The sequence below is a fragment of the Ramlibacter sp. GCM10027632 genome, from assembly GCF_042675325.1.
Lineage (GTDB): Bacteria > Pseudomonadota > Gammaproteobacteria > Burkholderiales > Burkholderiaceae_C > Ramlibacter.
In genome coordinates, this window is sequence record NZ_JBHTGW010000003.1 from 138,374 (window position 1) to 162,083 (window position 23,710).

A 23,710-nucleotide genomic window follows, 5' to 3' on the forward strand; every position below is an offset into this window, starting at 1 on the left:
CCCCATGCAACACGACAAGATCCTCATCCTCGACTTCGGCAGCCAGGTCACGCAGCTGATCGCGCGCCGCGTGCGCGAAGCCCATGTCTACTCCGAAGTCCACCCCTGCGACGTGACCGACGACTGGGTCCGCCAGTACGCCGCCGACGGCAAGCTCAAGGGCGTGATCCTCTCCGGCAGCCATGCCAGCGTGTACGAGGACAGCACCGACAAGGCGCCCCAGGCCGTCTTCGAGCTGGGCGTCCCCGTGCTGGGCATCTGCTACGGCATGCAGACCATGGCGCACCAGCTGGGCGGCAAGGTCGAGAGCGGCCACAAGCGCGAGTTCGGCTTCGCCGCCGTGCGCGCCCGCGGCCACACCGAGCTGCTCAAGGACATCGCCGACTACACCACCGACGAGGGCCACGGCATGCTCAACGTGTGGATGTCGCACGGCGACAAGGTGACCGAGCTGCCCCCGGGCTTCAAGCTGATGGCCTCCACCGACAGCTGCCCCATCGCCGGCATGGCCGACGAGGCCCGCCGCTTCTACGCGGTGCAGTTCCACCCCGAGGTCACGCACACGGTGCAGGGCCACGCCATCCTCGAGCGCTTCGTGCGTGGCATCTGCCAGGCCAGGCCGGACTGGGTCATGAAGGACCACATCGAGGAGGCCGTGCAGAAGATCCGCGAGCAGGTGGGCGACGAGGAAGTGATCCTCGGGCTGTCCGGCGGCGTGGACTCCTCGGTGGCCGCGGCCCTGATCCACCGCGCCATCGGCGACCAGCTGACCTGCGTCTTCGTGGACCACGGCCTGCTGCGCCTGAACGAGGGCGACATGGTGATGGACATGTTCGAGGGCAAGCTGCACGCGAAGGTGATCCGTGTCGACGCCAGCGACCTGTTCCTGGGCCAGCTGGCCGGCGTGAGCGACCCGGAAAAGAAGCGCAAGATCATCGGCGGCCTGTTCGTCGACGTGTTCAAGGCCGAGGCGGCCAAGCTCAAGGCGGGCACGGGCGGCCACAAAGGCGCGACCTTCCTGGCTCAGGGCACGATCTACCCCGACGTGATCGAGTCCGGCGGCGCCAAGAGCAAGAAGGCCGTCACCATCAAGAGCCACCACAACGTGGGCGGCCTGCCCGAGCAGCTGGGCCTGAAGCTGCTGGAGCCGCTGCGCGACCTGTTCAAGGACGAAGTGCGCGAGCTGGGCGTGGCCCTGGGCCTGCCGCCGGAGATGGTGTACCGCCACCCGTTCCCGGGCCCCGGCCTGGGCGTGCGCATCCTGGGCGAGGTGAAGAAGGAGTACGCCGACCTGCTGCGTCGCGCCGATGCGATCTTCATCGAGGAATTGCGCAACTTCACCGACCCGTCGACCGGCAAGACCTGGTACGACCTGACCAGCCAGGCCTTCACCGTGTTCCTGCCGGTCAAGAGCGTGGGCGTGATGGGTGATGGCCGCACCTACGACTACGTCGTGGCCCTGCGCGCGGTGCAGACCAGCGACTTCATGACCGCCGACTGGGCCGAACTGCCCTACGCGCTGCTGAAGAAGGTCTCGGGCCGCATCATCAACGAGGTGCGCGGCATCAACCGCGTCACCTACGACGTGAGCTCCAAGCCGCCCGCGACGATCGAGTGGGAGTGAGCGGGGCGGGCGCCCCGGCCTCACGCGGCGCCTGCGCCCGGCGCTTCCGGCACGCAAGCTGCACCAGCGCCGGGAGCGCCAGCATCCAGGCCCCCGCCAGCGCGGCGAGGTGGCCGGGCGCGCCGTCGAACGACGCGGCGCCCAGGGCCGCGCCACCCGCATAGGCGAGGGGGCCGAACACCAGGCCCAGCGCCGCGGACAGCGCCCAGTGCCGGCCTTGCAGGAAGGCCAGCGAGGAATTCAGGGTCAGCGCGAACAGCACCCACAGCATCCACAGCCACAGCGGGCTGAGCGGCCCGATCGCCAGGCCGTGGAAATCTATCACCGAGAACTGCTGCAGCAGGGTGTCCAGCGGGATGCCGAGCGCGAGGCTGGCGCCGGCCAGGCGTGCCTCCTGCGCGGGCTGCGCCGAGGTGTACAGGTGCGCGAGCGCCAGCGCGCCGCAGAAGGCCAGCGCCGGCACCTCGTACCCGGACGCGACGCCCGCCACGCAGGCCCACCAGCCGGCCTGGAACCCCAGGGCATTGATCAGGCGATCCATGATGCGGGGATTCTAGGAAGGTGCCCGTCCCCGCGCCGCCCGGGGTGAATCACGGCCGCCGCCGGCGGCGGGTCCGGGCCGTGTCCCCCAGGCGGCTGTCGGCGGCACGCGCCAGGCCTTAGAGTCATGGCCATGCCATCCGCCGCCTCCGCGCGCCACGCGCCGGCCGACCCTGCGCTGATCGACTCGCGCTACGCCGCGTGGCGCCTGCTCGCGACGCTGGGCCTGGTGACCCTGGGCAACAGCGGCATGTACGTGGTCTCCGTGGTGCTGCCCGCGGTGCAGGCCGAATTCGGCGTGGGCCGGGCCGACGCCGCCATGCCCTACACGGTGATGATGGTCGCCCTGGGCCTGGGCGGCCTGTTCACGGGGCGCATCGCCGACCGCCACGGCATCAGCCGCGTGCTGTGGATCGGGGCCGCGGCGGTGTGCGGCGGCTTCGTCTGGGCCGGCCTGTCCGCCAGCATCTGGACCTTCGCCCTCGCGCACGGCCTGCTGCTCGGCCTGCTGGGGAGCTCCTCCACCTTCGCCCCGCTGATGGCGGACACCGCCCTGTGGTGGAACCGCCGCCGCGGCATCGCGGTGGCCGTGTGCGCCAGCGGCAACTACGTCGCCGGCTCGTTCTGGCCGCCGGTGGTGCAGTGGGGCATCGAGACCATCGGCTGGCGCCACACCTACATCGGCATGGGACTGGCCTGCGGCGCCGGCATGCTGCTGCTGTCGCTGGCCATGCGCCAGCGCCCCCCGCTGGTGGACGGGGCGGCGCCCCGGGCCGGCGCAGCCGCCAGCGGCGGCACCGACCGGCCCTTCGGCCTGCGCCCGGCGCACGCCCAGTTCCTGCTGTGCGTGGCCGGCGTGGCCTGCTGCGTGGCGATGTCGATGCCCCAGGTGCACATCGTGGCCTACTGCTCCGACCTCGGCTTCGGCGCCGCCCGCGGCGCGCAGATGCTCTCGCTGATGCTGGCCTGCGGCATCGTCAGCCGGCTGGTCTCGGGGATGATCTGCGACCGCATCGGCGGGGTGGCCACGCTGCTGCTCGGGTCGGCGCTGCAGGGCCTGGCGCTGCTGCTGTTCCTGCCGTTCGACGGGCTGGTGTCGCTGTACGTGGTGTCGGCGATGTTCGGGCTGTTCCAGGGCGGCATCGTGCCCTCGTACGCGATCATCGTGCGCGAGCACTTCCGGCCCCAGGAGGCCGGCGCGCGGGTGGGCGCGGTGATCATGGCCACCCTGGTGGGGATGGCCCTGGGCGGCTGGCTCTCGGGCTGGGTGTTCGACCTCACCGGCAGCTACCGCGCCGCCTTCCTCAACGGCATCGGCTGGAACCTCCTGAACCTCTCGATCGCGGGCTGGCTGTACCTGCGCGTGCGCCAGCGGAAAAAGCAGGTCAACCTGACCATGGAAGGCGCTTCGACCACGGGTTGACGTGCGTCAACGGGCGGGGCGGACCGCGGGTTTAACCTGAGTCCGTCAACACTCGAAAGGAACGCATGCACAGCTTTCACGTCGTCGCCTGGCTGGACCACACCGAGGCCCACGTCATCCACTTCAACCGCGACGAGTCGCAGACGGACATCATCAAGTCCGCCCACAAGCCGCACCTGCACGTGAAGGCCGGCGGCAACGGCGGCCGCACCGGCGAGGACCGCGCCTACCTGGAGCAGGTCGTCTCCGCCGTGAAGGATGCCGAGGCCATCCTCCTGACCGGCCCGGGCACCGAGAAGACCGTCCTGTACAAGTACCTCCTGAAGCAGCACCCGGCCGTGGCCGAGAAGGTGGTGTCGGTGGAGTCGTCCGACCATCCCACCGACGGCCAGCTCCTGGCCTACGCGCGCAAGTTCTTCATCGCTTCCGACCGGATGCGCCTGTCCGTCTGAGGACGCGGCGGCGGTCCCCGGCCGCGCCCGGGTACGATCGCCGCCTATGCAACAGCCTTCCACTTCCAGCAGCGACGAGAAGGCCCGCCGCGACCAGGCCTTCATGCGCCTGGCGATCGAGCAGGCGCAGCGGGCGGCCGAGGCCGGCGAGGTGCCGGTGGGCGCCGTGGTGGTGCAGGGCGACCGGGTGGTCGGCACCGGCCACAACGCCCCGGTCGGCAGCCACGACCCCACGGCCCATGCCGAGGTGCAGGCGCTGCGCATGGCGGCCCAGGCCCTGGGCAACTACCGCCTCGACGGCTGCGAGCTGTACGTGACCCTGGAGCCCTGCGCCATGTGCAGCGGCGCCATGCTCCATGCCCGGCTGGCGCGCGTCGTCTACGGCGCACAGGACCCCAAGACCGGCGCCGCCGGCTCGGTGGTCGACCTGTTCGCGCAGGAGCGCCTGAACCACCACACCGCGATCGAGGGCGGCGTGCTCGCGCAGGACTGCGGTGAGCTGCTCGGCGGCTTCTTCCGCCAGCGCCGCGAGGACCAGCGCGCCGGCGGGCAGCCGCTGCGCGAGGACGCGCTGCGCACGCCGGAGAGCCGCTTCGAGTCGCTGGCCGGCTTCCCCTGGACGCCCAACTACCTGGCCGACCTGCCGTCGCTGGCAGGCCTGCGCCTGCACTATGTCGACGAGGGCCCGCAGGACGCGCCGCGCACCTGGCTGTGCGTCCACGGCCCGGCCGCCTGGAGCTACCAGTTCCGCGACATGATCCCGGTCTTCCTGCGCGCCGGCCACCGCGTGGTGGCGCCCGACCTCGCCGGCTTCGGCCGCAGCGACAAGCCCAAGCGCGAAACCGCGCACGACCTGGACTGGCACCTGTCGGTGCTGCGTGACCTGGTGCTGCGCCTGGACCTGCGCCAGGTGGTGGTGGTGCAGGCGGCCGGCCTGCCCCTGGGCAAGGGCCTGCGCCTGGCGCTGCCCGAGCGCTGCGTCGGCCTGCTGCAGGTGGAGCCGCGCGCCAATGCGGCCACGCACGACGCCTTCGATGCCCCGTTCCCCGACCGCGGCCACCGCGCCGCGCTGCGGGCCTTCGAGGGCCTGGTGGCGCCGACCGACCCCATTTCCCCCGAGGACGGCGTGCTCGCCGCGGCACGCGCCCTCGGCCAGTTTCCCGAGGACGCCGCTTGAGCCACATCTACATCTATTCCCCCTCCAGCGCGGTGCGCGACAAGGCCGCCGCGCGCCGCGGCATCGCCCGCCTGCGCGCCCTGGGCCACGAGGTCGAGGTCGACGAGGCCGCCTTCGCCAGCCACATGCGTTTTGCCGGGGACGACGCCACCCGCCTGGCCGCCATCCACCGCGCCGCCGCCAGCGGCGCCGACATCGCCCTGATCACGCGCGGCGGCTACGGCCTGACCCGGCTGCTGCCGGACATCCGCTACAAGGCGGTGGCCCGCGCCATCGAGCGCGGCACGCGCTTCGTCGGCCTGAGCGATTTCACCGCCCTCCAGAACGCCGTGGCCGCCCGCGCCGGCGCCACCACCTGGGCCGGCCCGGCCCTGGGCGAGGACTTCGGCGTCGAGGGCGAGCCCGACGACATCATGCTGGCCTGCTTCGACGACCTGGCCGGCGGGGCGGGGGAGGGCACCGGCTGGCAGCTGCCCCGCGCCGAGGCGCGCGAGAAGCCCTGGCGCGCCCATGGCCCGCTGTGGGGCGGCAACCTGAGCGTGCTGGTGTCGCTGGTGGGCACACCCTACCTGCCGCCCGCCGACGGCGGCATCCTGTTCCTGGAGGACGTGAACGAGCACCCCTACCGCGTCGAGCGGATGCTCACGCAGCTGCTCCACGCCGGCCTCCTGGGGCGGCAGAAGGCGATCCTGCTGGGGCAGTTCACCAACTACAAGGCGGTGCCGCACGACAAGGGGTTCAAGCTGCAGACGGTGGTGGACTGGCTGCGCACCCGGGTCAAGGCGCCGGTCTTCACTGGCCTGCCGTTCGGGCATGTGGCGACCAAGGTCGTCCTGCCCGTGGGCCGCGAGGTCGACCTGGTGGTGGAGGGCCGCGACGCCCTGGTGCTCTGGGGCCACGCGCACTGAGCGGGCAGGGCCCGCGGGGCAGGCGGCCCCTTGGAATGCCGCCTGCCGCCGGCGCGGATCAGGCCGTCAGCGGGCTCAGCGCGGGTGCCGCGAGGGCCGCGGCTCGAGGCTGGCCGGCAGCAGGCCGGTGAACATGGCCGTCACCGACTCGAGCTGCTGGCGGGCACGGGCCTCGCCGTGCAGGGCCGCCAGCGCCCCCATGAGGTCGCTGCGCGCGAACCACAGCGCCTGCGGATCAGCCGCGAAGCGCACCCGCCGCACGAAGGCCGGGTAGGCGGCCTGGCCGTCCTCGCCCAGCAGTTCCAGCATCGCATCGCGGATGCGGTCCAGGGCCAGGTGGACATGGTCCGCCGACGGCTCTGAGCCATGGCCGAGCAGGGCGTACAGGCTGCTTCGCAGGTTCGGCTTCAGCCAGCGCATGCGACTCCCGCCTGCGTGACCTGTCCTGAGAACTTAGCTATCGGCATGTCCAGGAGAGTAGTTCCGGAGAATGCTCTTCCGCAAGCCGACTGTGTTTTTATTGCGACAGTAAAAACCAGAGAAAAATCAACGGGTTGGTAACCATTCGTGAGAACTCACCTGAATCGGAGTACTCACTCGACCTCGACACGCCCGCGCAGGGCCTCGATATCGGCGGGCCGGGCCAGCTCGGTCCCCGGCCTGATGAGCGCCGCGGTCCCTGCGGCGACGGCCGTGCGCAGGGCCTCGGGCCAGGGCGAGTCCTGGTCGCGGGCCCAGACCAGGCCGGCCAGGAAGCTGTCGCCGGCGCCCACGGTGCCGGCGACCGCGACATCCACCCGCTTCGCGCGGAACACGCCCTCCGCCGTGGCCAGCAGCGCGCCTTCCGGGCCCAGGGACAGGGCGACCGCTTCCGCCTGCCCGCTGTCCACCAGGGCACGCGCCGCCGCCTCCCGCGCCTGCGCCGTCGCCAGGGGGCGGCCGACGAGGTCGCTGAGTTCCCGCAGGCTGGGCTTGACGATCCAGGCGCCCTCGCGCAAGGCCTCGGCCAAGGGCGGCCCGGCGGTGTCGAGCACCAGGCGGGCCCCGCGGGCGCGTGCCAGGCGGGCCAGCCGGGCGTAGAAATCGTCCGGGACACCGGGCGCCAGGCCGCCGCTGGCGACGATGCAGCGCGGGACCGAGGGGAGGGTGGCGACGCGGTCCAGCGCCGCCTGCCACTCGGTGTCGTTGAGCGTGGGGCCCGGCAGCACGAAACGGTATTCATGGCCGGTGGCGGTTTCGCGCACGGTGAAGCTCTCGCGCGTCTCGCCGCCGATCGGCAGGTACAGGCTGGGGACGCCCTCGGCCACCACCAGGCGGCTGAGCCGTTCGCCGGTGGCGCCGCCGACGGTGTAGAGGGCCAGCACGTCAGCGCCCAGGCGGTGGAGCACGCGGGCGACATTCACGCCGCCGCCGCCGGGGTGGATGACCGGCTCGCCGCAGCGCAGCTTGTGGGCGTCGACCACGCGGTCCACGGTGGTGTTCAGGTCGAGGGCAGGGTTGAGCGTGACGGTGAGAAAGGCGGCCATGGGCCTATTGTGCGGACTGTGCGGTATCCCCGGTTTTGCGCTCGAGCCACACCGGGCTTACCCGGACGGGCGACCCGCGGCGCCGCGCCCGGGCCTAACCTCGTCGCGGCCTGGCCGGGTGGCCGGGCGCTACTGGGAGGCCGACATGTTCAAGACCGTGAGTTCCTTGTTCGGATGGATGGGCAACCTGGGCCGCAGCGCGCTGCGCCAGGCGGGCGGGCCCATGGCGACGCGGCTGCCGCCCATGCCGCCGCGCGTGCCCGGCGCGCTGTCCCAGGCGTTGTCCCAGGCCCCGGCCGATGCCCCGCCGTTGGGGGCGCGCCAGCTGGCCAAGGCCGCGTCCCTCGAGCCGCGGGCCAATCACGACCTGGCGGCCGTGAAGCCGCCGGTGGAGATCCGCTTCTTCACCCGCAGCGGCGTCGAGGCGCTGGTGCGGCGTCCCACGCCCAAGGACCTGGCGCCGATGGAGGCGTTCCTCGAGCGGTGCGCGCCGGACAACGAGGCCGGCGACGAAGGCACCGCGCCCGGGCCGGCCAGCGCCACGGTACAGGCCTGGATGGCGAGCAACCCGCGCCACGATGCCTTCATCGCCGTCGTCGACGGCCGGGTCGTCGGCTGCGCGACGCTGGATCCCCATCCACGCCACACCCAGACGCCCCAGGAAGCCGCCGTGCTGAAGGATGAAGGACTGGAGGCGTCGGAAGTCTGCGTGTCTCAGCTGCTGGTGGACCCGGAGCTTCGCGGGCACGGCATCGGCAAGGCGCTCAAGCAGGCCCAGGCGCGGGGTGCGGGCGATGCGGGCTACCGGGCGGTGATCGGCGAGACCCGCAGCCCGCGTGTCATGGCGCTGGCCGAGCGGCTGGGCGGGGTGGTCGCGCCGCAGGAGGCGCTGACCCGCTACACCGTGCTGCGCACCGAAGTCGATCGCAAGGACGGGTGAGGCAAGGGGCGGGCGGGGGCGGTCGCTGCCGGCCTTGCCGGCGTCGCTCGATTCGTTATTTGACATAACGCACATCGTGTTATTTTCATGGCGATGGATCGGCCCCAGTCGGGGCCGCATTCACCAGGCGCCGGCGGGCGCCTTCTGCCGAAGCCTCGCGGCGATCAGGTCCGCCACATCCTGCCGGCCCACGCGCAGTGCGAAGGCACGGGCGTCCAGGCCGAGCTGGTTCTTCAGGCTGGCGTCGGCGCCTTCGTCGAGCAGCAGCCTGACCGCGTCCGAGGAGCCGTACATCGAAGCCATCATCAGCGGCGTGCTGCCGTTGGGCGACTCCGCGTCGATGTAGGCATGGTGCTCCAGCAGCAGCCGGATCATGTCCAGGTGCCCGCCGGTGGCGGCGTAATGCAGCGGCGCCCAGCCGGGCTTGTTGACGTCGGCATCGCGCTCGATGAGCTTGCGGGCGATCGCCAGCCGGCCCTTGAGCGCGGCCATCATCAGCGGGCTCTCGTCGGCCAGGTTGCGGTGCTCGACCCGGGTCTGCGGCCAGCCGGCCAGGAGCTCCGCCACCCGGGGCGCCTCGTCCCGCAACGCCAGGTAGAGCCCGTGCTGGCCCTCCGGGCTGGGCGTGTTGGGGTCGAAGCCGCGCTGCAGGAGTTGGCGGAGGGTGCCGGTGTCATCACGCCGGATGGCGGTGAAAAAGTCCTCGTACGAGCCAGCGAACGACGAAGAAACTCCAATAATGACAACCAGATAAGCGACAAACCTCATCCAGCTTCTCATCATCATCGGGCCTCGGGAAACAGGCGTTCGAAGTTGGCGCTGGTGACCTCGCCCACCGCTTCCGGCGTCATGCCGCGCAGCTGGGCGATCTGGGCGGCAACGTAGGGCACGTAGGCCGGCGAGTTGGTCTTGCCGCGGTAGGGCACCGGCGCGAGGTAGGGGCTGTCGGTCTCGATCAGCATGCGGTCCAGCGGCACGAAGGCGGCCACCTCGCGCAGCTCGGCCGCGCTCTTGAAGGTGAGGATGCCGGAGAAGGAGATGTAGTAGCCCAGGTCCAGCGCCGCCCTCGCCACCTCGGCCGTCTCGGTGAAGCAGTGGAAGACGCCGCCGGCGCTGCCCGGGGAGCCGTCCTCGCCCTCCTCCTTCAGGATGGCCAGCGTGTCGCCCGAGGAGGCGCGGGTGTGGATCACCATCGGCTTGCCGACCTGCCGTGCCGCGCGGATGTGGGTGCGGAAGCGCTCGCGCTGCCACTCCAGGTCGGCCACGCTGCGGCCGCCCTTGCGGTCGTCCATCTGGTAGTAGTCCAGCCCGGTCTCGCCGATGGCGACGACCCGCGGCAGGGCCGAGCGCCGCACCAGGTCCTCCAGCGTGGGCTCCTGCACGCCCTCGTTGTCCGGATGGACGCCGACGGTGGCCCAGAAGTTGTCATGGGCCACGGCCAGGGCATGGACGTCGCCGAACTCCTCCAGCGTGGTGCAGATGCAAAGGGCCCGGTCGACCCGGGCGGCGGCCATGGCCTCGCGGATCGCGGGCAGCTGCTCGCGCAGCTCGGGGAAGCTCAGGTGGCAGTGGGAATCGACGTACATGGCACGGAGGGAGCGCCCCGCGGGCGCCCGGGGGAAACAGGGATCAGAGGGTCTGGGTCGGCCGGTCGGAGGCCAGGTGGCTGCCCAGGATCTCCTCGATCTTGATCTTCAGGAGCCGGGACTTCTCGTCCGCCGGGAAGCGGATGCCGACGCCCTGGGTGCGGTTGGCCGCGGCGCGCGCCGGGGTGACCCAGGCCACCTTGCCCGCGATCGGGTAGCGCTGGGGGTCGTCCGGCAGCGACAGCAGCACGTAGACATCGTCACCGAGCTTGTAGTCCCGCGTGGTCGGGATGAACACGCCGCCTTCCTTGAACAGCGGGATGTAGGCCGCGTAGAGGGCGGCCTTCTCGCGGATCGCCAGCTGGATGACGCTGGGCCGGGGCGGGGTGGGGAGGGGCGTGCTCATGAGGCTCAGGGACGCCCCGAGTGTAGGGCCGCCCGCGCGCGGGTCACAAGCGACTCCAGCATCAATCCGGCGTTGAACGGGTGTTCGACCGTGCGCATCGTTGCGGCGAGTTCACGCCACCACGCCGCCAGCTGGGGCAGCGAGGCGCCGGCGGGCAGGTCCTGGGCCGCGAAGAAGCGCGGTACGCCGCCGGCGGCGGTGGCCAGCAGGTCGTGGCACAGCTTCTGGAGGGCATCGACCGCCTCGGCCGGCGACCAGTCGCCCAGGGCCGCGACCTCGCCGCGGGCCACGGCCCTGGGCAGCTGGCTCCACTGGCGGGCATCGCGCCCGGCCTGGGCGCGGCGCAGGGCATCTTCCGGGCGGCCTCCGGCGGCGCGCAGCAGCACTGCGGCGTCGGCCTCGGGCACGCCCTCGGCCAGCAGCCAGGCCAGCGCCTCCCCGGGCTGGGGCCAGGCCAGGGTGTGGGTCAGGCAGCGGCTGCGGATGGTGGGCAGCAGCTGGTGCGCCGCCTCGCTGGCGAGGATGAAGCGCACCTCGCCCACCGGCTCCTCCAGCGTCTTGAGCAGGGTGTTGGCCGTGATCGCGTTCATGCGCTCGGCGGGGTAGACCACCACCACCTTGCCGCGCCCGCGGGCGCTGGTGCGCTGGGAGAACTCCACCGCGTCGCGCATGGCGTCGACCCGGATCTCCTTGCTGGCCTTGCGGGCCTTGTCGTCGATCTCCTTCTGCGCCTTCTCCGACAGCGGCCAGCCCAGGGCCAGCATGTGGGTCTCGGGCATCAGGAAGCACAGGTCGGCGTGGGTGCGCACGTCGATCGCGTGGCAGCTGGCGCAGGTGCCGCAGGCGCCGTCGGCCGAGGGCGACTCGCACAGCCAGGCCCGCGCCAGGCCCAGCGCCAGGTCGTACTGGCCCAGGCCCGAGGGGCCCTGCAGCAGCAGTGCGTGGCCGGGCTGGGCCTGCAGGGCCCGCACCTGGCCGGCGATCCACGGGGCGGTCACAGCCACCCCCGCGCGGCCACGGCGCCGCGCACCGCGTCCCACACCGCCTCGCGCGGCTGCGCGGCATCGATGCGGGCGAAGCGGGCCGGCTCCGCCTCGGCACGGCGGCGGTAGCCGGCCTGCACCGCGGCAAAGAAGTCCAGCGGCTGGGACTCGAACTTGTCCGGCACGCGCGCGCCGGCCAGGCGGCGGGCGGCCTCGCCCGGGTCCAGCTCGAACAGCACCGTCAGGTGCGGCTGGCGCAGGCCCTGCCCCGCCCTGCCCTGCACCATGCGTTCGAGCTGGGCCAGCGTGTCCCAGTCGAAGCCGCGGCCCCCGCCCTGGTAGGCGAAGGTGGCGTCGGTGAAGCGGTCGCAGATCACCACCCCGCCGGCGGCGAGGGCCGGCTCGATCACCTGCTGCAGGTGGTCGCGGCGGGCGGCGAACATCAGCAGGGCCTCGGTCAGGGCATCCATGGGCTCATGGAGCGCCAGTTCGCGCAGGCGTTCGGCCAGCGGCGTGCCCCCGGGCTCGCGGCTGCGGGTGACGCGCCGGCCGGCGGCGGCGAAGGCCTGGGCCAGGGCGTCGATGTGGGTCGACTTGCCGGCACCGTCGATGCCTTCGAAGCTGATGAAGAGTCCCTGGTCCATGCCCGTTCACTGCCCCCGCTGGTACTTGTTGACGGCCCGGTTGTGTTCGTCGAGCGTCTGGCTGAAATGGCTGCTGCCGTCGCCGCGGGCCACGAAATACAGCGCCGGGCTGGAGGCCGGCTGCACCGCCGCGAGCAGCGAGGCCTTGCCCGGCATGGCAATGGGCGTGGGCGGCAGGCCGCGGCGGGTGTAGGTGTTCCAGGGCGTGTCGGCCACCAGGTCGGCGCGGCGCAGGTTGCCGTCGAAGGCGGGACCGAGGCCGTAGATCACGGTGGGGTCGGTCTGCAGCGGCATGCCGATGCGCAGGCGGTTGTTGAACACCGCGGAGACCATCGGGCGGTCGCCGGCGCGGCCGGTCTCCTTCTCGACGATGCTGGCCAGCACCAGGGCCTCGGCCGGCGTACGCGCCATGGCCTGCGGCGAGCGCTGGGCCCAGGCGGCCTCGAGCTTGCGGTCCATGGCCTGCAGGGCGCGGCGCAGCACGGTGGTGTCGCTGGCGCCCTTGCTGAAGGTGTAGGTGTCGGGGAAGAAGCGGCCCTCGGCGGGCACGCCGGGGCGGCCCAGGCGCTCCATCACCGCCTCGTCGCTCAGGCCGGCGGTGTCCGGCTTGAGGTCGGCCTCGCGGGCCATGGCGGCGCGGAACTGGCGGAAGGTCCAGCCCTCGATCAGGGTCACGGCGCGCAACGCCTCGTCGCCGCGTGCCAGCTTGGCCAGCAGGGCGCGCGGCGTGACGCCAGCCTCCAGCTCGTAGCTGCCGGCCTTGATCTGGCGGGCCTGGCCGGACACGCGGAACCACGCGAACAGCAGCAACGGCTCCACGTCCACGCCCGCCTCGCGCACGACGCGGGCCACCTCGCGCGGCAGGGTGCCGGGCTCGATGGACAGGTCCACCCGCGGCGCGCGCAGCGCCATCGGCTGGTGGACCCACCACAGCAGGCTGCCGGCGACGGCGATCGCGGCGAGGGCCGCGGCGATCAGGACATTCAGGAGGAGGCGCCGCACGAGCAAAGGGGAGATGGGGACTGGCCCGGTTCGGGCAGGGGACGGTGATCGGGGATGATAATTCAGCGATGACCACGCGACTGGATGGCGTGGCCGCCCTGCCCCACCTCGGGGTGATCCGGGCGGCCGGCGAGGACGCCCGCAAGTTCCTCCACAGCCAACTCACCCACGATTTCCTGCTGCTGCCGCCGCAACGCGCGCGCCTGGCGGCCTTCCTCTCGGCCAAGGGCCGGATGCAGGCCAGCTTCGTCGCCGTGCCGCTGGGGCCGCAGGACATCGCCCTGGTGGTGAGCCGGGACCTGCTGCCGGCAACGCTCAAGCGGCTGTCGATGTTCGTGCTGCGCGCCAAGGCCAGGCTGACCGATGCCACCGCGGAATTCAGCCTGCGCGGGCTGGCCGGCGCGGCCGCCGGCGCCACGCTCGCGCCCTGGGCCGTCGAGGCGCGCGGCGAGGCGCAGGTGGTCGGCCTGTACCCCGCAGACGGCCAGCCGCGCGCCCTCTGGCTGGCGCCGGCCGGCACGCCCGAGCCAGCCGGCCCGGCGCTGGCGCACGAGGCCTGGCTGTGGGGTGAGGTGCGCAGCGGCGTCGCCACCCTGGGCCAGCCGCTGTTCGAGGCCTTCGTGCCGCAGATGCTCAATTACGAGTCGGTCGACGGCGTCAACTTCAAGAAGGGCTGCTACCCCGGCCAGGAGGTGGTGGCCCGCAGCCAGTTCCGCGGCACGCTCAAGCGCCGCGCCACGCTGGCCCATGCGGATGCGCCCCTGCAGGCCGGCCAGGAGATCTTCCACTCGGCAGACCCGGAGCAGCCCTGCGGCCTGGTGGCCCAGGCCGCGCCGGCACCGGGCGGCGGCTGGGACGCCATCGTCTCGCTGCAGCTGGCGGCCATGGAAGGCGGCAGCCTGCATGCGGGCGCGGCCGGCGGGCCGGTGCTGTCGCTGCAGCCGCTGCCGTACGAGCTGCTCGCGGACATCTGACGGCAACGGCGGGCCCCCGGCATCCGGCTCGCACGGGGATCGGGACGCCGTGGCGCCCGGGGCATCGGGGTCGCGACGGCCCCGCGCCGCGGCCTTCAGCGCTGCTGGTCCATCCAGGCCCGCTGCTGCGGCGTGGCAAGGTCCCGGGCACGCGCCGCCAGCGCGTCGTCGCCCGCCTGGCGCGCGAGCACGAAGGCGGCCAGCACCATGTCCGCATCCGCGGCGCCGCGCGCCACCGCGTCGCGCGCCCGGGCCAGCGCCCCGGCCTCGTCGCCGCCGCGCGCCAGCAGCACCACCTCCAGCGAGCGCACCGAGGGCGCATCCGGCTGCACCGCGAGGGCCCGCGCCAGGTAGGCCCGCGCGCCGGCGTCGTCGCCCAGGTTGGCGTGGCCGCGCGCGGCGTTGGTCAGGAGCGCGACGACGTAGGGCCGCGAGGCCAGCACCGACTCCCAGATCCAGGTGGCGTTGGACCAGTCGCCCCAGCGGGCGAGCTCGTCGGCCACCATCGGCGTGAGCTTGCGGTAGTGCGGGTTGAGGGCCACCGCCTCCTCCACCTGCCGCAGCATCTGCGCGCGGGCCGGGCCCCAGGCCGGGTCCTGCGGGCGGCCGGAGGCGGTGATGGTCAGCGCGATCCGCGCCGCCTCGACCAGCTTGCGCTCGACCTCGGCGGCCCGGGCGGTGATGATCGCCGCGACCACCAGCGCGCCCGCCGACAGGATCACCCCCAGCCGCGCCGCCTGCGCGGACCAGCCCTGGATCGGCCACGCCTCCAGCCGGCGCGGCGCCGCCAGCCGGGCCTGCGAGCCCGCCAGCAGGCCCAGGCACAGCGCGAACAGCGCCCCGGTGGCCGCCAGCCGCCAGGCGAAGCCGACCTGGCTCACCACCATCAGCACCAGCAGCGAGGCCAGCGCCGTGGCGCGCCACGGCGCCTCGGCCTGCGCCGCCGGTGCGCGATCCCGCAGCGTGGCCGCCGCCACCCGCAGCAGCCAGGCCAGCAGGCCGGCCAGCACCGCCCAGCCCACCAGGCCGTACTCGGCGACCAGCTGCAGGAATTCGTTGTGCACGTAGTAGTCGGTCTCGAGCTGCGCGCCGCCGGCCTGGAAGCGCGGCACCTGCACCTCCCAGGCACCGGCACCCACGCCCGCCAGCGGGTGCGCCGCGACCATGCGGCCGGTGGCCTGCCACATCTGCATGCGCAGGCCCAGCGAGGGGTCGTCGGGCCGGATCGACTGGGTGCGGACCAGGGCCCGGGCGGCCGGGGTCAGGCCGCGCCCCTCCTCGGCGATGCGGGCGTTGCCGGTGGGGATCGCGCCGAGCACTGCGATCGTGGCGAGCAGCACGCCCGCGGCGATGGCGCGGCGCCGGCCATCCCAGCCGGCCAGCGCCACCTGGCGGCGGCACCGCCACACGAGCAGAGGCAGCACCACCAGCACCTGCAGCCACAGCGCCATCAGCGCCGCGCGCGTGCCGGTCATGCCGATCGCGACGACGACCAGGCCGGTGCTCGCGGCCATCGCGGCGATGGCCGCGGGCCGGCGGGCCTGCGCCAGCAGCAGCCAGGAGAACGGCAGCGCGCTCACCGCGTACTCGGCGAAGAAGTTGCGGTTGACGAAGGTGGAGGCCGGGTTCGGGCCCTGCGGGAAGAAACGCCAGTCCAACCAGAACTGCAAGGCCGCCCACAGCGAGCAGGCCACGGTGCCGGCATGCACCCCAAGCGCCAGCCAGGGCAGGCGCTGCGGGGTCAGCAGCTGCATCGCCAGCCACGCCAGCAGCGTGAACAGCGTCCAGCGCACCGCCTCCACCCCGCCCAGGAACGCATGCGACCAGGCCATGCTGCCCAGCGCCCAGGCGAGCAGCGCCAGCGGCAGCCACAGCACCGCGTGCCAGTGGACCGGCGCGGCCTCGCGGCGCTGCGCCCAGAAGAAGGCCAGCGCCGCACCGAGCGTGAGGAAGGCGACCGCGGCGGACTTGAAGGTGTCCTGCAGCATCAGCTCCGAGGGCACGCCCAGGGCGGGCACGAGCAGGGCCATCAGCGCGAGCAGCGCGGCGGGCCGGTCCTGCCAGGCGGGCATCGAGGTCGTCGCGGTGGTTGCAGCCGCTGGCGGGATGGCGGGCGCGGCGGCCGGGGCCGCCGGACGGGCGCTGCGGTGGCGCGCCATGCCTCAGCCGGCCCGCAGCGGCGCGGCCATCTCGATGTGGGGGATGCCCACCTCGTCGAAGGGTTCGCCCCGCGGGATGAAGCCCAGGTCGCGGTAGAACGCCTCGGCGCTGCGCTGCGCATGCAGCACCACCTCGCGGTCGCCGCGGTCGCGGGCGGCGTCCATCAGCGTGCGCATCACCAGCCGGCCCACGCCGGCGCCGCGCAGCGCCTCGTGCACCGCGACCCGGCCGATCTTGGCGATGCCCGGGCCGCCCCGCAGCAGCCGCCCGGTGGCCACCGGCACGCCGGCGCGGCTGGCCACGACCACATGCAGCGCGGTGGCATCGTCCTGGTCCCACTCCATCTCGGCGGGGATGCCCTGCTCGTGCACGAAGACCCGGACGCGGACCGGGGCCGCGTCGTCCCGCAGCGAGGCCCAGTCGCCAGTGCGCACGGCCAGCACCGGCAGGCCGGCCTTGAAGTCCGCCGCCAGCGCGCGCAGCGGGGCCAGGGTGTCGTCGTTCATGCGAGCAGCGCCTCCGACAGGGCCCGCGCGGCGTCGGCATGGGCCTGCAGCGCCTCGGGGATCACCCGTCCCATCTTGATGAATTCATGCACCACGCCGTGGTACAGCTCCAGCTGCACGGGCACGCCGGCGGCGCGCAGCTTGTCCGCGTAGGCCAGGCCTTCGTCCACCAGCGGGTCGCACTCGGCCAGGCAGAACCAGGCCGGGGCGACGCCGTCGACGTCCGGGGCGTTGAGCGGGGCGAAGCGCCAGTCATCGCGCTCGTGCTCGGCGATGTACTGGGCGAAGAAGTAGTCGATCAGCGTCTCGTCCAGCAGCAGGCCCTCGCGGTAATGCAGGCGCGACGGCAGCTCGGCACGCGGCGCGCAGCCGGGGTAGACCAGCAGCTGCAGCCTCAGCGGCAGGCCGGCGTCGCGGCAGGCGATGGCGCAGACCGTGGCCAGGGTGCCGCCGGCGCTGTCGCCGCCCACGGCGAAGCGGGCCGGGTCCAGGCCGAGGCTGGTGCCCTCGCGCACGAGCCACTGGAGCGCGTCCCAGCTGTCGTCCACCGCCACCGGGAAGCGGTGTTCCGGCGCGAGGCGGTAGCCGAGCGACACGACGGCGCAGCCGCTGCGGCGCGCCAGTTCGCGGCACAGCGTGTCGTGCGTGGCGATGCTGCCCACGGTGAAGCCGCCGCCATGCAGGTACAGCAGCCAGGGGCGCGGCGCCGCGCCCTCGCCGGCATACAGGCGGGCGGGCAGCGCATGGCCGTCGCGCGCGGGGATCGTGAAGTCCTCGACGCGGGCCAGCGCCGGCCTGGAGATCTCGAGCACGCCGGCGCCGGCCTCGTACGCGGCGCGGGCCTGCGCCGGCGGCAGGGTGTGCAGGGGAGGCTTGCCCGCGCGGGCCATGCGCTGGAGCACGGAACGCATCGCAGGGGTGAGTCGCGGGTGTGGCATCGGTCGGCTGGAAAACTGGGGCATCGTAACCGGGCCCGCCGGCGCGCCCGCATCCGGGACGCGGACATGACAGGAAGGCCGCCGCGCAGCGGTGACAATCGCCGCTTTCCGTCCCACACGCAGGAGACCCCATGCCCCGCTTCAAGCTCCCGCGCCGCCTGGCGCTGTCCGCCCTCCTCGGCCTGGCCTTCGCCGGCCCCGCGCTCGCCCAGGCCTGGCCCGACAAGCCGCTGCGCATCGTCGTGGGCTTCGCCCCCGGCGGCTTCACCGACGTCCTGGGCCGCGTCATCGGCCAGAAGCTCTCCGAGCGCCTGGGCCAGCCCGTGGTCATCGAGAACAAGGCCGGCGCCGCCGGCACCCTGGGCGCCGACCTGGTGGCCAAGGCCAAGCCCGATGGCTACACCCTGCTGATGGCGCACAGCAACTCCAACTCCGTCGCCCCGGCGCTGTACCCCAAGCTGCCGTACGACGTGATCAAGGACTTCACGCCCATCATCCGTGTCGCCAGCACCCCGCTGCTGCTCACGGTGAACCCCAACGTGCCGGCGCAGGACGTGAAGTCCTTCGTGGCCCTGGCCAAGGCCAAGCCCGGCGCGCTGCGCTTCGCCTCCTCCGGCGGCGGCAGCGCCCAGCACCTGGGCGCCGCCCGCTTCATGCTGGCCACCGGCACGCAGATGACGCACATCCCGTACAAGGGCAGCGGCCAGGCCATCGTCGACCTGCTCTCCGGCCAGGTCGAACTGAACTTCGAGAGCCCGCCCAACGTGATGACCCACGCCGCTGCGGGCAAGCTGCGCCTGCTGGCGATCACCGCCGCCAAGCGCTCGCCGCTGCTGCCCAACGTGCCCACCCTGGCCGAGGCCGGCGTGCCCAACGCCGAGATGCTGCAGTGGTTCGCGGTGATGGGCCCCGCCGGCCTGCCGCGCGAGATCACCCAGAAGCTGAACACCGAGATCGCCGCCATCCTGAAGATGCCGGACGTGGCGGAGAAGATCGCCTCCCAGGGCGGCGAGATCCTGGGCGGCTCGCCCGAGGACTTTGCCCGCTTCCTGGCCACCGACACCGTCGCCTGGGCCAAGCTGGTCAAGGAAGCCAACGTCCGCGCCGACTGAGCGCCAGCGCGTGCCGGGCCCGAGGGCCCGCACGCCCCCCCTGAAGTACCCGAGATGACTTCCGCATGATCCCCAAGACCACCGACCTGTGCGACGCCTGCGAGGACGCCCAGGCCTGCGCCCTTCCCTTTCGCGGCTACGGCCGGCGCCGCGCCTTCGCCGGCCCGATCCGCACGATCCGCTGCCATGAGGACATCGGCCTCATGCGCAACGCCGTCAACCAGCCGGGCAACGGCCAGGTGCTGGTGATCGACGGCGGCGGCTCGGTCGCGCGCGCGCTGTTCGGCGATGTCATGGCCGGTGTCGCCAGCCGCAACGGGTGGGCGGGGCTCGTGATCAACGGGGTGATCCGCGACTGCCTCGAGATCGACGGCATGGACATCGGCGTCAAGGCCCTGGGCACCGTGCCGCGCCGCGGCAGCCGCGACGGCGCCGGCGAGGTGGACGTGCCGGTCACCTTCGGCGGGATCACCTTCATCCCCGGCCGCCGGCTGGTGGCCGACGAGGACGGCGTGATCGTCCTGCCGGAGGGCCTGACCGAGGCCGACATCGCCGTCGACGACGTGGTGGCCGCGACCGCGGCCTACGCCGGCACCGCCTCGCAGGCCCCGCGGTGAGCGGCCGCACCCTGTACCGCCGCATCGTCGACGCGCACACCGTGCGCGCCCTCGACGATGGCAAGGTGCTGCTGTACGTGGACCGCCAGGTCCTCAACGAGTACACCAGCCCGCAGGCCTTCGCCGCGCTGCATGCGGCGGGCCGCAGCGTGTGGCGGCCGCAGGCCACGATCGCGGTGGTCGACCACGTCAACCCGACCACCCCGGAGCGCAGCGCCCGCACCATGGTCATCGCCGACGCCGCGCGCGCCACCCAGGTCTCGCTGCTGGCGCAGAACTGCGCGCGCCACGGCATCGAGCTGTACGACATGCTGGACCCGCGCCAGGGCATCGAGCACATCGTGGCCAGCGAGCAGGGCCTGGTGCTGCCCGGGATGGTGATCGCCGCCGGCGACAGCCACACCACCAGCCACGGCGCCATGGGCGCGCTCGGCTTCGGCATCGGCAGCAGCGAGATCGAGCACCTGCTGGCGACCCAGACCCTGGTCTGGACGCCCATGAAGTCGATGCGCGTCGAGTTCACCGGCCGCCCGGGCCCGGGCGTCACCGCCAAGGACCTGGTGCTCGCCCTGATACGCCGGATCGGCGCCGACGGCGCCAGCGGCCACGTGATCGAGTTCACCGGCGAGGCCGTGCGCGCGATGGGCGTGGAGGGCCGCCTGACCCTGTGCAACATGGCGGTGGAGGCCGCCGCGCGCGGCGGCATCGTCGCGCCGGACGACACCCTGTTCGATTACCTCCACGGCCGCCCGCGCGTGCCGCAGGGCGCGCTGTGGGACCAGGCCGTGGCCGCCTGGCGCGGCCTGCGCAGCGACGACGACGCGGCCTTCGACGCCACCGTCACGATCGACGCCACGGACGTCGCGCCCATGGTCACCTGGGGCACCAGCCCGGACCAGGGCGGCGCCATCGGCCAGCCCGTGCCGGACCCCGCCGCCGAGCGCGACCCCACCCGCCGCCGCGGCATGGAGCGCGCCCTCGAGTACATGGGCCTGGCCCCCGGCCAGGCCATGGACGGCCTGGCGATCAGCCATGCCTTCATCGGCTCGTGCACCAACAGCCGCATCGACGACCTGCGCGACGCCGCCCGCGTGCTGCGCGGGCGCAAGGTGGCGCCGGGCGTGCGCGCCATCGCCGTGCCCGGCTCGACCCAGGTGCGCGCCCAGGCCGAGGCCGAGGGCATCGCGCGCGTGTTCGAGGAGGCCGGCTTCGAGTGGCGCCAGGCCGGCTGCTCGATGTGCGTGGCCATGAACGACGACCACCTGCAGGCCGGCGACCGCTGCGCCTCCAGCACCAACCGCAACTTCGAGGGGCGCCAGGGCGCCGGCGCCCGCACCCACCTCATGAGCCCGGCGATGGTGGCGGCCGCCGCCGTCACCGGCGCGATCACCGACGTGCGCCGCCTGCTGCCGGCGCAGGGCTGAACACCATGGAACCCTTCACCACCCTCACCGGCGTGGCGGCCGCCCTGCCCGCCGCCCATGTGGACACCGACCAGATCATGCCCAAGCAGTTCCTGCGCGGCATCGACCGCAGCAGCGGCCTGGCCGAGGGCTTCCTGCACGACCTGCGCTTCGAGGCGCCGGGCCGCCCGCGCCCGGGCTTCGTCCTGAACCAGTCGCCCTGGACGGCGGCCCGCATCCTGGTCACCGGCCCGAACTTCGGCTGCGGCTCCAGCCGCGAGCACGCGGTCTGGGGCATGCGGCAGCTGGGCATCCGCTGCGTCATCGGCACCACCTTCGGCGGCATCTTCGGCGACAACTGCACCCGCAACGGCGTGCCGGCGATCCGCCTGCCCGCCGCCGAGGTGGAGCGCCTGCTGGCCCTGGCCGCCGACCCGGCGCGCTGCGAGATGACGGTGGACCTCGCCGCCGGCGAGATCCGCACGCCCGGCGACGGCCGCTGCCTGCGCTTCGACTTCGACCCGCTGCAGCGGCACATGCTGCTGAACGGCCTGGACGCCGTGGGCCTGACCCTGCAATGGGCCGACGAGATCAGGCGGTTCGAGCAGGACGCGCTGGCCCGCCAGCCCTGGATGGCGTAGGCAGCAGGCGCCGGCCGGCGCTGCGCAGCGGGCGCTCGAACCAGCGCTCGCTGGCCCTGGCCAGGGCGCAGGTCACCGCCAGCCCGCCCGCCAGCACGGCCCACCGCGTCGCCGCCGGCAGCTGCTCGATCGGCGTGCCGGTGAACGCCGGCAGGACGAACCAGGTGAAGCCGAAGAACACCATGGGGTGCAGCAGGTAGGCGCCGTAGGTCACGTCCCCCAGCCAGGCCGCCAGCGTCGCGGCCCGCCCCGACAGCACCACCCGCCCGCTGGCCCACACGCACAGCGCGCAGGCCGCCGGCAGCAGCACGCCGCGCCAGCCCACGAGCTCGTCGCCCGGCACGGCGGGAGCCAGCGCCAGCAGCAGCGCCCCCATGGCGAGCCACACCGCGGCCCCGGCGCGCGCGGACAGCGGCGGCAGCCCCCGGCGCTGCGCCCAGCCGACCAGGCAGCCGGCGAAGAAATACGCCCCGAAGGCCGGCACCTGGTGGTAGGCCACGCTGGCCGCGGCCAGCCCGTGCGCGCCCACGGTGGCGGCGATCCAGCCGGCCTGCACCGCGACCAGCAGCGCGAGCACGACCCAGCGCAGGCCCGGCCGCGGCAGCACGCGCACGAGGGCGGGCATGGCCAGGTAGAACACGAACTCGATGCCCAGCGACCAGCCGCCGATGGCCAGGGCCCACACCCCGGGGTCGTACAGGCCGAAGGCGAAGCTGGCGTTGAGCGCCAGCCGGAAACCGAGCTGGTCGGTCCACGCGCCATCGCGCGCGGCCAGCATCGCCAGGAAGCCCACGCACACCGCCAGGTACAGGGGCGCCAACCGCAGCCACCGCAGCACCAGGAAGCCGGCCACCGAGCGCGGGTCACGCAGCCCGTCGCCGTACACATAGGCCAGGCTCGCCCCGGAGAGCAGGAAGAACAGGTAGACGCCGTAGGTGGCCAGGGTCGGCAGGTCGGCCAGGCCCTGCCAGACCATCAGGTGGTAGCTGGCCACCGCCAGCGCGCACAGCCCGCGCAGCAGGTCCCAGCCGAGGACGCGTCCGGGGCTCACAGCGGCTGGATCCGCGACAGGTCCGGCCGGTCCAGCCAGGCGGCGAACTCGTCGGCCAGCTGCCGGCCGGCCGCGACCGCGGCGTCCCAGGCCCGGGTGCGCTCGGCCACCCCCTCGCCATGGCCGTAGCGGGCGAAGTCGGTGCGATCGGGCAGCTTGCCGTTGGGGAGGGTGGCGACCCAGGCGGGATCGGGCGCGAGCAGGAGCATGTTGTCCAGGAAGGGGGTGGCGCCATGCCGCCAGCGCAGGCCCTTGTCGAGCCAGCCGGGCACGACCGCGCGCTGGAAGTGCGGGTACAGCACCAGGCCGCCGCCGCCGGCCGGCGCGTGGTAGTTCAGGTGCAGGTGGTAGTCGGTGATGCCGCCGTCCCAGTAGGCGCCGGGCGGCGCGCCGGGGATGTCCTGCACCGCGCGTAGCGCGAACGGGATGGCGCAGCTGGCCTGCAGCGCGGCGTGGAAGTTCTGCGCGTTCAGCGGCACCTGGCGGGTGCGGAAGTCATGCGCGGCGAAGGGCAGGCCACCCTCCCCCGTCGAGAAGATCACCCGCTCCAGCCAGCCGCCCAGCGCGCGCCGGCTCAGCGCGTTCGAGAGGAAGGCGCCGGCATACCCCAGCGGCGTGGCCAGGGGGTGCTCGCGCCGCAGCAGGTGCCGGCCGCGCGCGGCCACCACGTGCAGGCGGTAGCGGGGATGCCGCAGCACGGCGTCGACCTGGCCGTCGTAGAACGCGCGCAGGCTGCCTGCGAAGCGCTCGGAGACATGGTCCGCCGTCGGGTGCCGCCGCCCGGGGGGCACCTCGTAGCGCTGCCCGGTGTAGGCCCGGGCGAAGCGCTCGAAGGCCTCGCGCGGGTCCGGCAGGCAGGCGGTGGCCAGGCGCCACGCGCCGATGGAGGCACCCACCAGGTGGATGGTCTGGCGGCTGCCCCGCAGCCACTCGCCGAAGAGGAACTGGTCCAGCGCCGTCAGCACCAGGCCCTTGGGGCCGCCCGCCGCGCCGGGAATGACGGCGATGTCCCGCGGCGACAGGCCGTGGGTCAGCAGGTGCTGCCGGGCGCGGGGCCCGGCATGGAGGACGAGTGCAGGAGAACGGGAGCGGGACAT

At 73.4% G+C, this 23,710-nt stretch carries 25 protein-coding genes; 11 read left to right on the top strand and 14 right to left on the bottom strand.

Annotated features, from left to right (window positions below):
- Positions 1 to 4 precede the first annotated feature (4 nt).
- Positions 5 to 1,624 (top strand): glutamine-hydrolyzing GMP synthase, encoded by a 1,620-nt coding sequence (gene guaA, locus ACFQZY_RS06660; RefSeq protein ID WP_377414202.1) that lies wholly within the window; start codon positions 5 to 7, stop codon positions 1,622 to 1,624.
- Here guaA and ACFQZY_RS06665 read toward each other — a convergent pair.
- Positions 1,575 to 2,165, bottom strand: a complete 591-nt coding sequence (locus tag ACFQZY_RS06665) for a DUF2878 domain-containing protein (protein ID WP_377414204.1) — start codon at positions 2,163 to 2,165, stop codon at positions 1,575 to 1,577. The genes guaA and ACFQZY_RS06665 overlap by 50 nt on opposite strands.
- Positions 2,166 to 2,297: 132 nt before the next feature.
- Between ACFQZY_RS06665 and ACFQZY_RS06670 the strand changes: the two genes are divergently transcribed.
- From ACFQZY_RS06670 to ACFQZY_RS06685, 4 genes are all read left to right on the top strand, one after another.
- Positions 2,298 to 3,587, top strand: a complete 1,290-nt coding sequence (locus ACFQZY_RS06670; protein ID WP_377414206.1) for an MFS transporter — start codon at positions 2,298 to 2,300, stop codon at positions 3,585 to 3,587.
- A gap of 65 nt (positions 3,588 to 3,652) precedes the next feature.
- A complete protein-coding gene (locus ACFQZY_RS06675) occupies positions 3,653 to 4,039 on the top strand; it encodes a translational machinery protein (protein ID WP_377414208.1) in 387 nt (128 codons plus the stop codon).
- Between the two features lie 46 nt (positions 4,040 to 4,085).
- On the top strand, positions 4,086 to 5,216 hold the full coding sequence (gene tadA, locus ACFQZY_RS06680) for a tRNA adenosine(34) deaminase TadA (RefSeq protein WP_377414210.1): 1,131 nt from the start codon (positions 4,086 to 4,088) through the stop codon (positions 5,214 to 5,216).
- Positions 5,213 to 6,124, top strand: a complete 912-nt coding sequence (locus ACFQZY_RS06685) for an LD-carboxypeptidase (RefSeq protein WP_377414212.1) — start codon at positions 5,213 to 5,215, stop codon at positions 6,122 to 6,124. The genes tadA and ACFQZY_RS06685 overlap by 4 nt, the downstream gene beginning before the upstream one ends.
- A gap of 75 nt (positions 6,125 to 6,199) precedes the next feature.
- Here the strand turns inward: ACFQZY_RS06685 and ACFQZY_RS06690 are convergent, their stop codons facing one another.
- A complete protein-coding gene (locus ACFQZY_RS06690) occupies positions 6,200 to 6,544 on the bottom strand; it encodes a hypothetical protein (RefSeq protein ID WP_377414214.1) in 345 nt (114 codons plus the stop codon).
- A gap of 173 nt (positions 6,545 to 6,717) precedes the next feature.
- Positions 6,718 to 7,650, bottom strand: a complete 933-nt coding sequence (locus ACFQZY_RS06695) for a 1-phosphofructokinase family hexose kinase (RefSeq protein ID WP_377414215.1) — start codon at positions 7,648 to 7,650, stop codon at positions 6,718 to 6,720.
- Positions 7,651 to 7,795: 145 nt separating this feature from the next.
- Between ACFQZY_RS06695 and ACFQZY_RS06700 the strand changes: the two genes are divergently transcribed.
- Positions 7,796 to 8,590, top strand: a complete 795-nt coding sequence (locus tag ACFQZY_RS06700; RefSeq protein WP_377414217.1) for a GNAT family N-acetyltransferase — start codon at positions 7,796 to 7,798, stop codon at positions 8,588 to 8,590.
- A gap of 120 nt (positions 8,591 to 8,710) precedes the next feature.
- On the opposite strand, the gene ACFQZY_RS06705 is transcribed toward ACFQZY_RS06700, so the two are convergent.
- Genes ACFQZY_RS06705 through mltG form a run of 6 tightly spaced genes read right to left on the bottom strand, consistent with a single transcriptional unit; the run spans position 8,711 to position 13,211 of the window.
- Positions 8,711 to 9,358, bottom strand: coding sequence for an ankyrin repeat domain-containing protein (locus ACFQZY_RS06705; RefSeq protein WP_377414219.1), 648 nt, complete (start codon positions 9,356 to 9,358; stop codon positions 8,711 to 8,713).
- Between the two features lie 14 nt (positions 9,359 to 9,372).
- Positions 9,373 to 10,176 (bottom strand): TatD family hydrolase, encoded by an 804-nt coding sequence (locus ACFQZY_RS06710; RefSeq protein WP_377414222.1) that lies wholly within the window; start codon positions 10,174 to 10,176, stop codon positions 9,373 to 9,375.
- Positions 10,177 to 10,219: 43 nt separating this feature from the next.
- The gene (locus ACFQZY_RS06715) at positions 10,220 to 10,582 is read right to left on the bottom strand and encodes a PilZ domain-containing protein (protein ID WP_377414225.1); all 363 of its coding nucleotides are present in this window, start codon (positions 10,580 to 10,582) and stop codon (positions 10,220 to 10,222) included.
- A gap of 5 nt (positions 10,583 to 10,587) precedes the next feature.
- A complete protein-coding gene (locus tag ACFQZY_RS06720) occupies positions 10,588 to 11,580 on the bottom strand; it encodes a DNA polymerase III subunit delta' (RefSeq protein WP_377414547.1) in 993 nt (330 codons plus the stop codon).
- Positions 11,577 to 12,209: a dTMP kinase gene (gene tmk, locus ACFQZY_RS06725; RefSeq protein ID WP_377414227.1), complete on the bottom strand. Its 633-nt coding sequence runs from the start codon at positions 12,207 to 12,209 to the stop codon at positions 11,577 to 11,579. The genes ACFQZY_RS06720 and tmk overlap by 4 nt, the downstream gene beginning before the upstream one ends.
- Positions 12,210 to 12,215: 6 nt before the next feature.
- Complete coding sequence (gene mltG, locus ACFQZY_RS06730; protein WP_377414229.1) at positions 12,216 to 13,211, bottom strand: endolytic transglycosylase MltG; 996 nt, start codon at positions 13,209 to 13,211, stop codon at positions 12,216 to 12,218.
- A gap of 68 nt (positions 13,212 to 13,279) precedes the next feature.
- Between mltG and ACFQZY_RS06735 the strand changes: the two genes are divergently transcribed.
- Positions 13,280 to 14,185, top strand: a complete 906-nt coding sequence (locus ACFQZY_RS06735; protein ID WP_377414231.1) for a YgfZ/GcvT domain-containing protein — start codon at positions 13,280 to 13,282, stop codon at positions 14,183 to 14,185.
- 95 nt (positions 14,186 to 14,280) lie between these two features.
- Here the strand turns inward: ACFQZY_RS06735 and ACFQZY_RS06740 are convergent, their stop codons facing one another.
- From ACFQZY_RS06740 to ACFQZY_RS06750, 3 genes are all read right to left on the bottom strand, one after another.
- Positions 14,281 to 16,257, bottom strand: coding sequence for an O-antigen ligase family protein (locus tag ACFQZY_RS06740; protein WP_377414233.1), 1,977 nt, complete (start codon positions 16,255 to 16,257; stop codon positions 14,281 to 14,283).
- Between the two features lie 90 nt (positions 16,258 to 16,347).
- On the bottom strand, positions 16,348 to 16,851 hold the full coding sequence (locus ACFQZY_RS06745; RefSeq protein WP_377414235.1) for a GNAT family N-acetyltransferase: 504 nt from the start codon (positions 16,849 to 16,851) through the stop codon (positions 16,348 to 16,350).
- Complete coding sequence (locus ACFQZY_RS06750; protein WP_377414237.1) at positions 16,848 to 17,762, bottom strand: alpha/beta hydrolase; 915 nt, start codon at positions 17,760 to 17,762, stop codon at positions 16,848 to 16,850. Before ACFQZY_RS06750 ends, ACFQZY_RS06745 begins: the two co-directional genes overlap by 4 nt.
- A 158-nt stretch (positions 17,763 to 17,920) precedes the next feature.
- On the opposite strand from ACFQZY_RS06750, the gene ACFQZY_RS06755 reads away from it, so the two are divergent.
- The 4 genes from ACFQZY_RS06755 (at position 17,921) to leuD (ending at position 21,562) form a co-directional block, all read left to right on the top strand.
- Positions 17,921 to 18,901 (top strand): Bug family tripartite tricarboxylate transporter substrate binding protein, encoded by a 981-nt coding sequence (locus tag ACFQZY_RS06755; RefSeq protein ID WP_377414239.1) that lies wholly within the window; start codon positions 17,921 to 17,923, stop codon positions 18,899 to 18,901.
- A gap of 65 nt (positions 18,902 to 18,966) precedes the next feature.
- Complete coding sequence (rraA, locus tag ACFQZY_RS06760; protein WP_377414241.1) at positions 18,967 to 19,518, top strand: ribonuclease E activity regulator RraA; 552 nt, start codon at positions 18,967 to 18,969, stop codon at positions 19,516 to 19,518.
- Positions 19,515 to 20,942, top strand: coding sequence for a 3-isopropylmalate dehydratase large subunit (leuC, locus tag ACFQZY_RS06765; protein WP_377414243.1), 1,428 nt, complete (start codon positions 19,515 to 19,517; stop codon positions 20,940 to 20,942). The genes rraA and leuC overlap by 4 nt, the downstream gene beginning before the upstream one ends.
- A gap of 5 nt (positions 20,943 to 20,947) precedes the next feature.
- Positions 20,948 to 21,562 carry a 3-isopropylmalate dehydratase small subunit gene (gene leuD, locus ACFQZY_RS06770; protein WP_377414246.1) on the top strand — a complete coding sequence of 205 codons (615 nt, stop codon included), beginning with the start codon at positions 20,948 to 20,950 and terminating at the stop codon, positions 21,560 to 21,562.
- On the opposite strand, the gene ACFQZY_RS06775 is transcribed toward leuD, so the two are convergent.
- Positions 21,513 to 22,613 (bottom strand): acyltransferase family protein, encoded by a 1,101-nt coding sequence (locus ACFQZY_RS06775; protein WP_377414248.1) that lies wholly within the window; start codon positions 22,611 to 22,613, stop codon positions 21,513 to 21,515. The genes leuD and ACFQZY_RS06775 overlap by 50 nt on opposite strands.
- Positions 22,610 to 23,710 carry a patatin-like phospholipase family protein gene (locus tag ACFQZY_RS06780; protein ID WP_377414250.1) on the bottom strand — a complete coding sequence of 367 codons (1,101 nt, stop codon included), beginning with the start codon at positions 23,708 to 23,710 and terminating at the stop codon, positions 22,610 to 22,612. Before ACFQZY_RS06780 ends, ACFQZY_RS06775 begins: the two co-directional genes overlap by 4 nt.

What these genes read in the sequence shown, in the direction of transcription:
- guaA (WP_377414202.1), top strand. Translation starts at nt 5, where the DNA reads ATGCAACACGACAAGATCCTCATCCTCGACTTCGGCAGCCAGGTCACG.
- ACFQZY_RS06665 (WP_377414204.1), bottom strand. Translation starts at nt 2,165, where the DNA reads ATGGATCGCCTGATCAATGCCCTGGGGTTCCAGGCCGGCTGGTGGGCC.
- ACFQZY_RS06670 (WP_377414206.1), top strand. Translation starts at nt 2,298, where the DNA reads ATGCCATCCGCCGCCTCCGCGCGCCACGCGCCGGCCGACCCTGCGCTG.
- ACFQZY_RS06675 (WP_377414208.1), top strand. Translation starts at nt 3,653, where the DNA reads ATGCACAGCTTTCACGTCGTCGCCTGGCTGGACCACACCGAGGCCCAC.
- tadA (WP_377414210.1), top strand. Translation starts at nt 4,086, where the DNA reads ATGCAACAGCCTTCCACTTCCAGCAGCGACGAGAAGGCCCGCCGCGAC.
- ACFQZY_RS06690 (WP_377414214.1), bottom strand. Translation starts at nt 6,544, where the DNA reads ATGCGCTGGCTGAAGCCGAACCTGCGAAGCAGCCTGTACGCCCTGCTC.
- ACFQZY_RS06695 (WP_377414215.1), bottom strand. Translation starts at nt 7,650, where the DNA reads ATGGCCGCCTTTCTCACCGTCACGCTCAACCCTGCCCTCGACCTGAAC.
- ACFQZY_RS06700 (WP_377414217.1), top strand. Translation starts at nt 7,796, where the DNA reads ATGTTCAAGACCGTGAGTTCCTTGTTCGGATGGATGGGCAACCTGGGC.
- ACFQZY_RS06705 (WP_377414219.1), bottom strand. Translation starts at nt 9,358, where the DNA reads ATGAGGTTTGTCGCTTATCTGGTTGTCATTATTGGAGTTTCTTCGTCG.
- ACFQZY_RS06710 (WP_377414222.1), bottom strand. Translation starts at nt 10,176, where the DNA reads ATGTACGTCGATTCCCACTGCCACCTGAGCTTCCCCGAGCTGCGCGAG.
- ACFQZY_RS06715 (WP_377414225.1), bottom strand. Translation starts at nt 10,582, where the DNA reads ATGAGCACGCCCCTCCCCACCCCGCCCCGGCCCAGCGTCATCCAGCTG.
- tmk (WP_377414227.1), bottom strand. Translation starts at nt 12,209, where the DNA reads ATGGACCAGGGACTCTTCATCAGCTTCGAAGGCATCGACGGTGCCGGC.
- ACFQZY_RS06735 (WP_377414231.1), top strand. Translation starts at nt 13,280, where the DNA reads ATGACCACGCGACTGGATGGCGTGGCCGCCCTGCCCCACCTCGGGGTG.
- ACFQZY_RS06740 (WP_377414233.1), bottom strand. Translation starts at nt 16,257, where the DNA reads ATGCCCGCCTGGCAGGACCGGCCCGCCGCGCTGCTCGCGCTGATGGCC.
- ACFQZY_RS06745 (WP_377414235.1), bottom strand. Translation starts at nt 16,851, where the DNA reads ATGAACGACGACACCCTGGCCCCGCTGCGCGCGCTGGCGGCGGACTTC.
- ACFQZY_RS06750 (WP_377414237.1), bottom strand. Translation starts at nt 17,762, where the DNA reads ATGCGTTCCGTGCTCCAGCGCATGGCCCGCGCGGGCAAGCCTCCCCTG.
- ACFQZY_RS06755 (WP_377414239.1), top strand. Translation starts at nt 17,921, where the DNA reads ATGCCCCGCTTCAAGCTCCCGCGCCGCCTGGCGCTGTCCGCCCTCCTC.
- rraA (WP_377414241.1), top strand. Translation starts at nt 18,967, where the DNA reads ATGATCCCCAAGACCACCGACCTGTGCGACGCCTGCGAGGACGCCCAG.
- leuD (WP_377414246.1), top strand. Translation starts at nt 20,948, where the DNA reads ATGGAACCCTTCACCACCCTCACCGGCGTGGCGGCCGCCCTGCCCGCC.
- ACFQZY_RS06780 (WP_377414250.1), bottom strand. Translation starts at nt 23,710, where the DNA reads ATGTCCCGCTCCCGTTCTCCTGCACTCGTCCTCCATGCCGGGCCCCGC.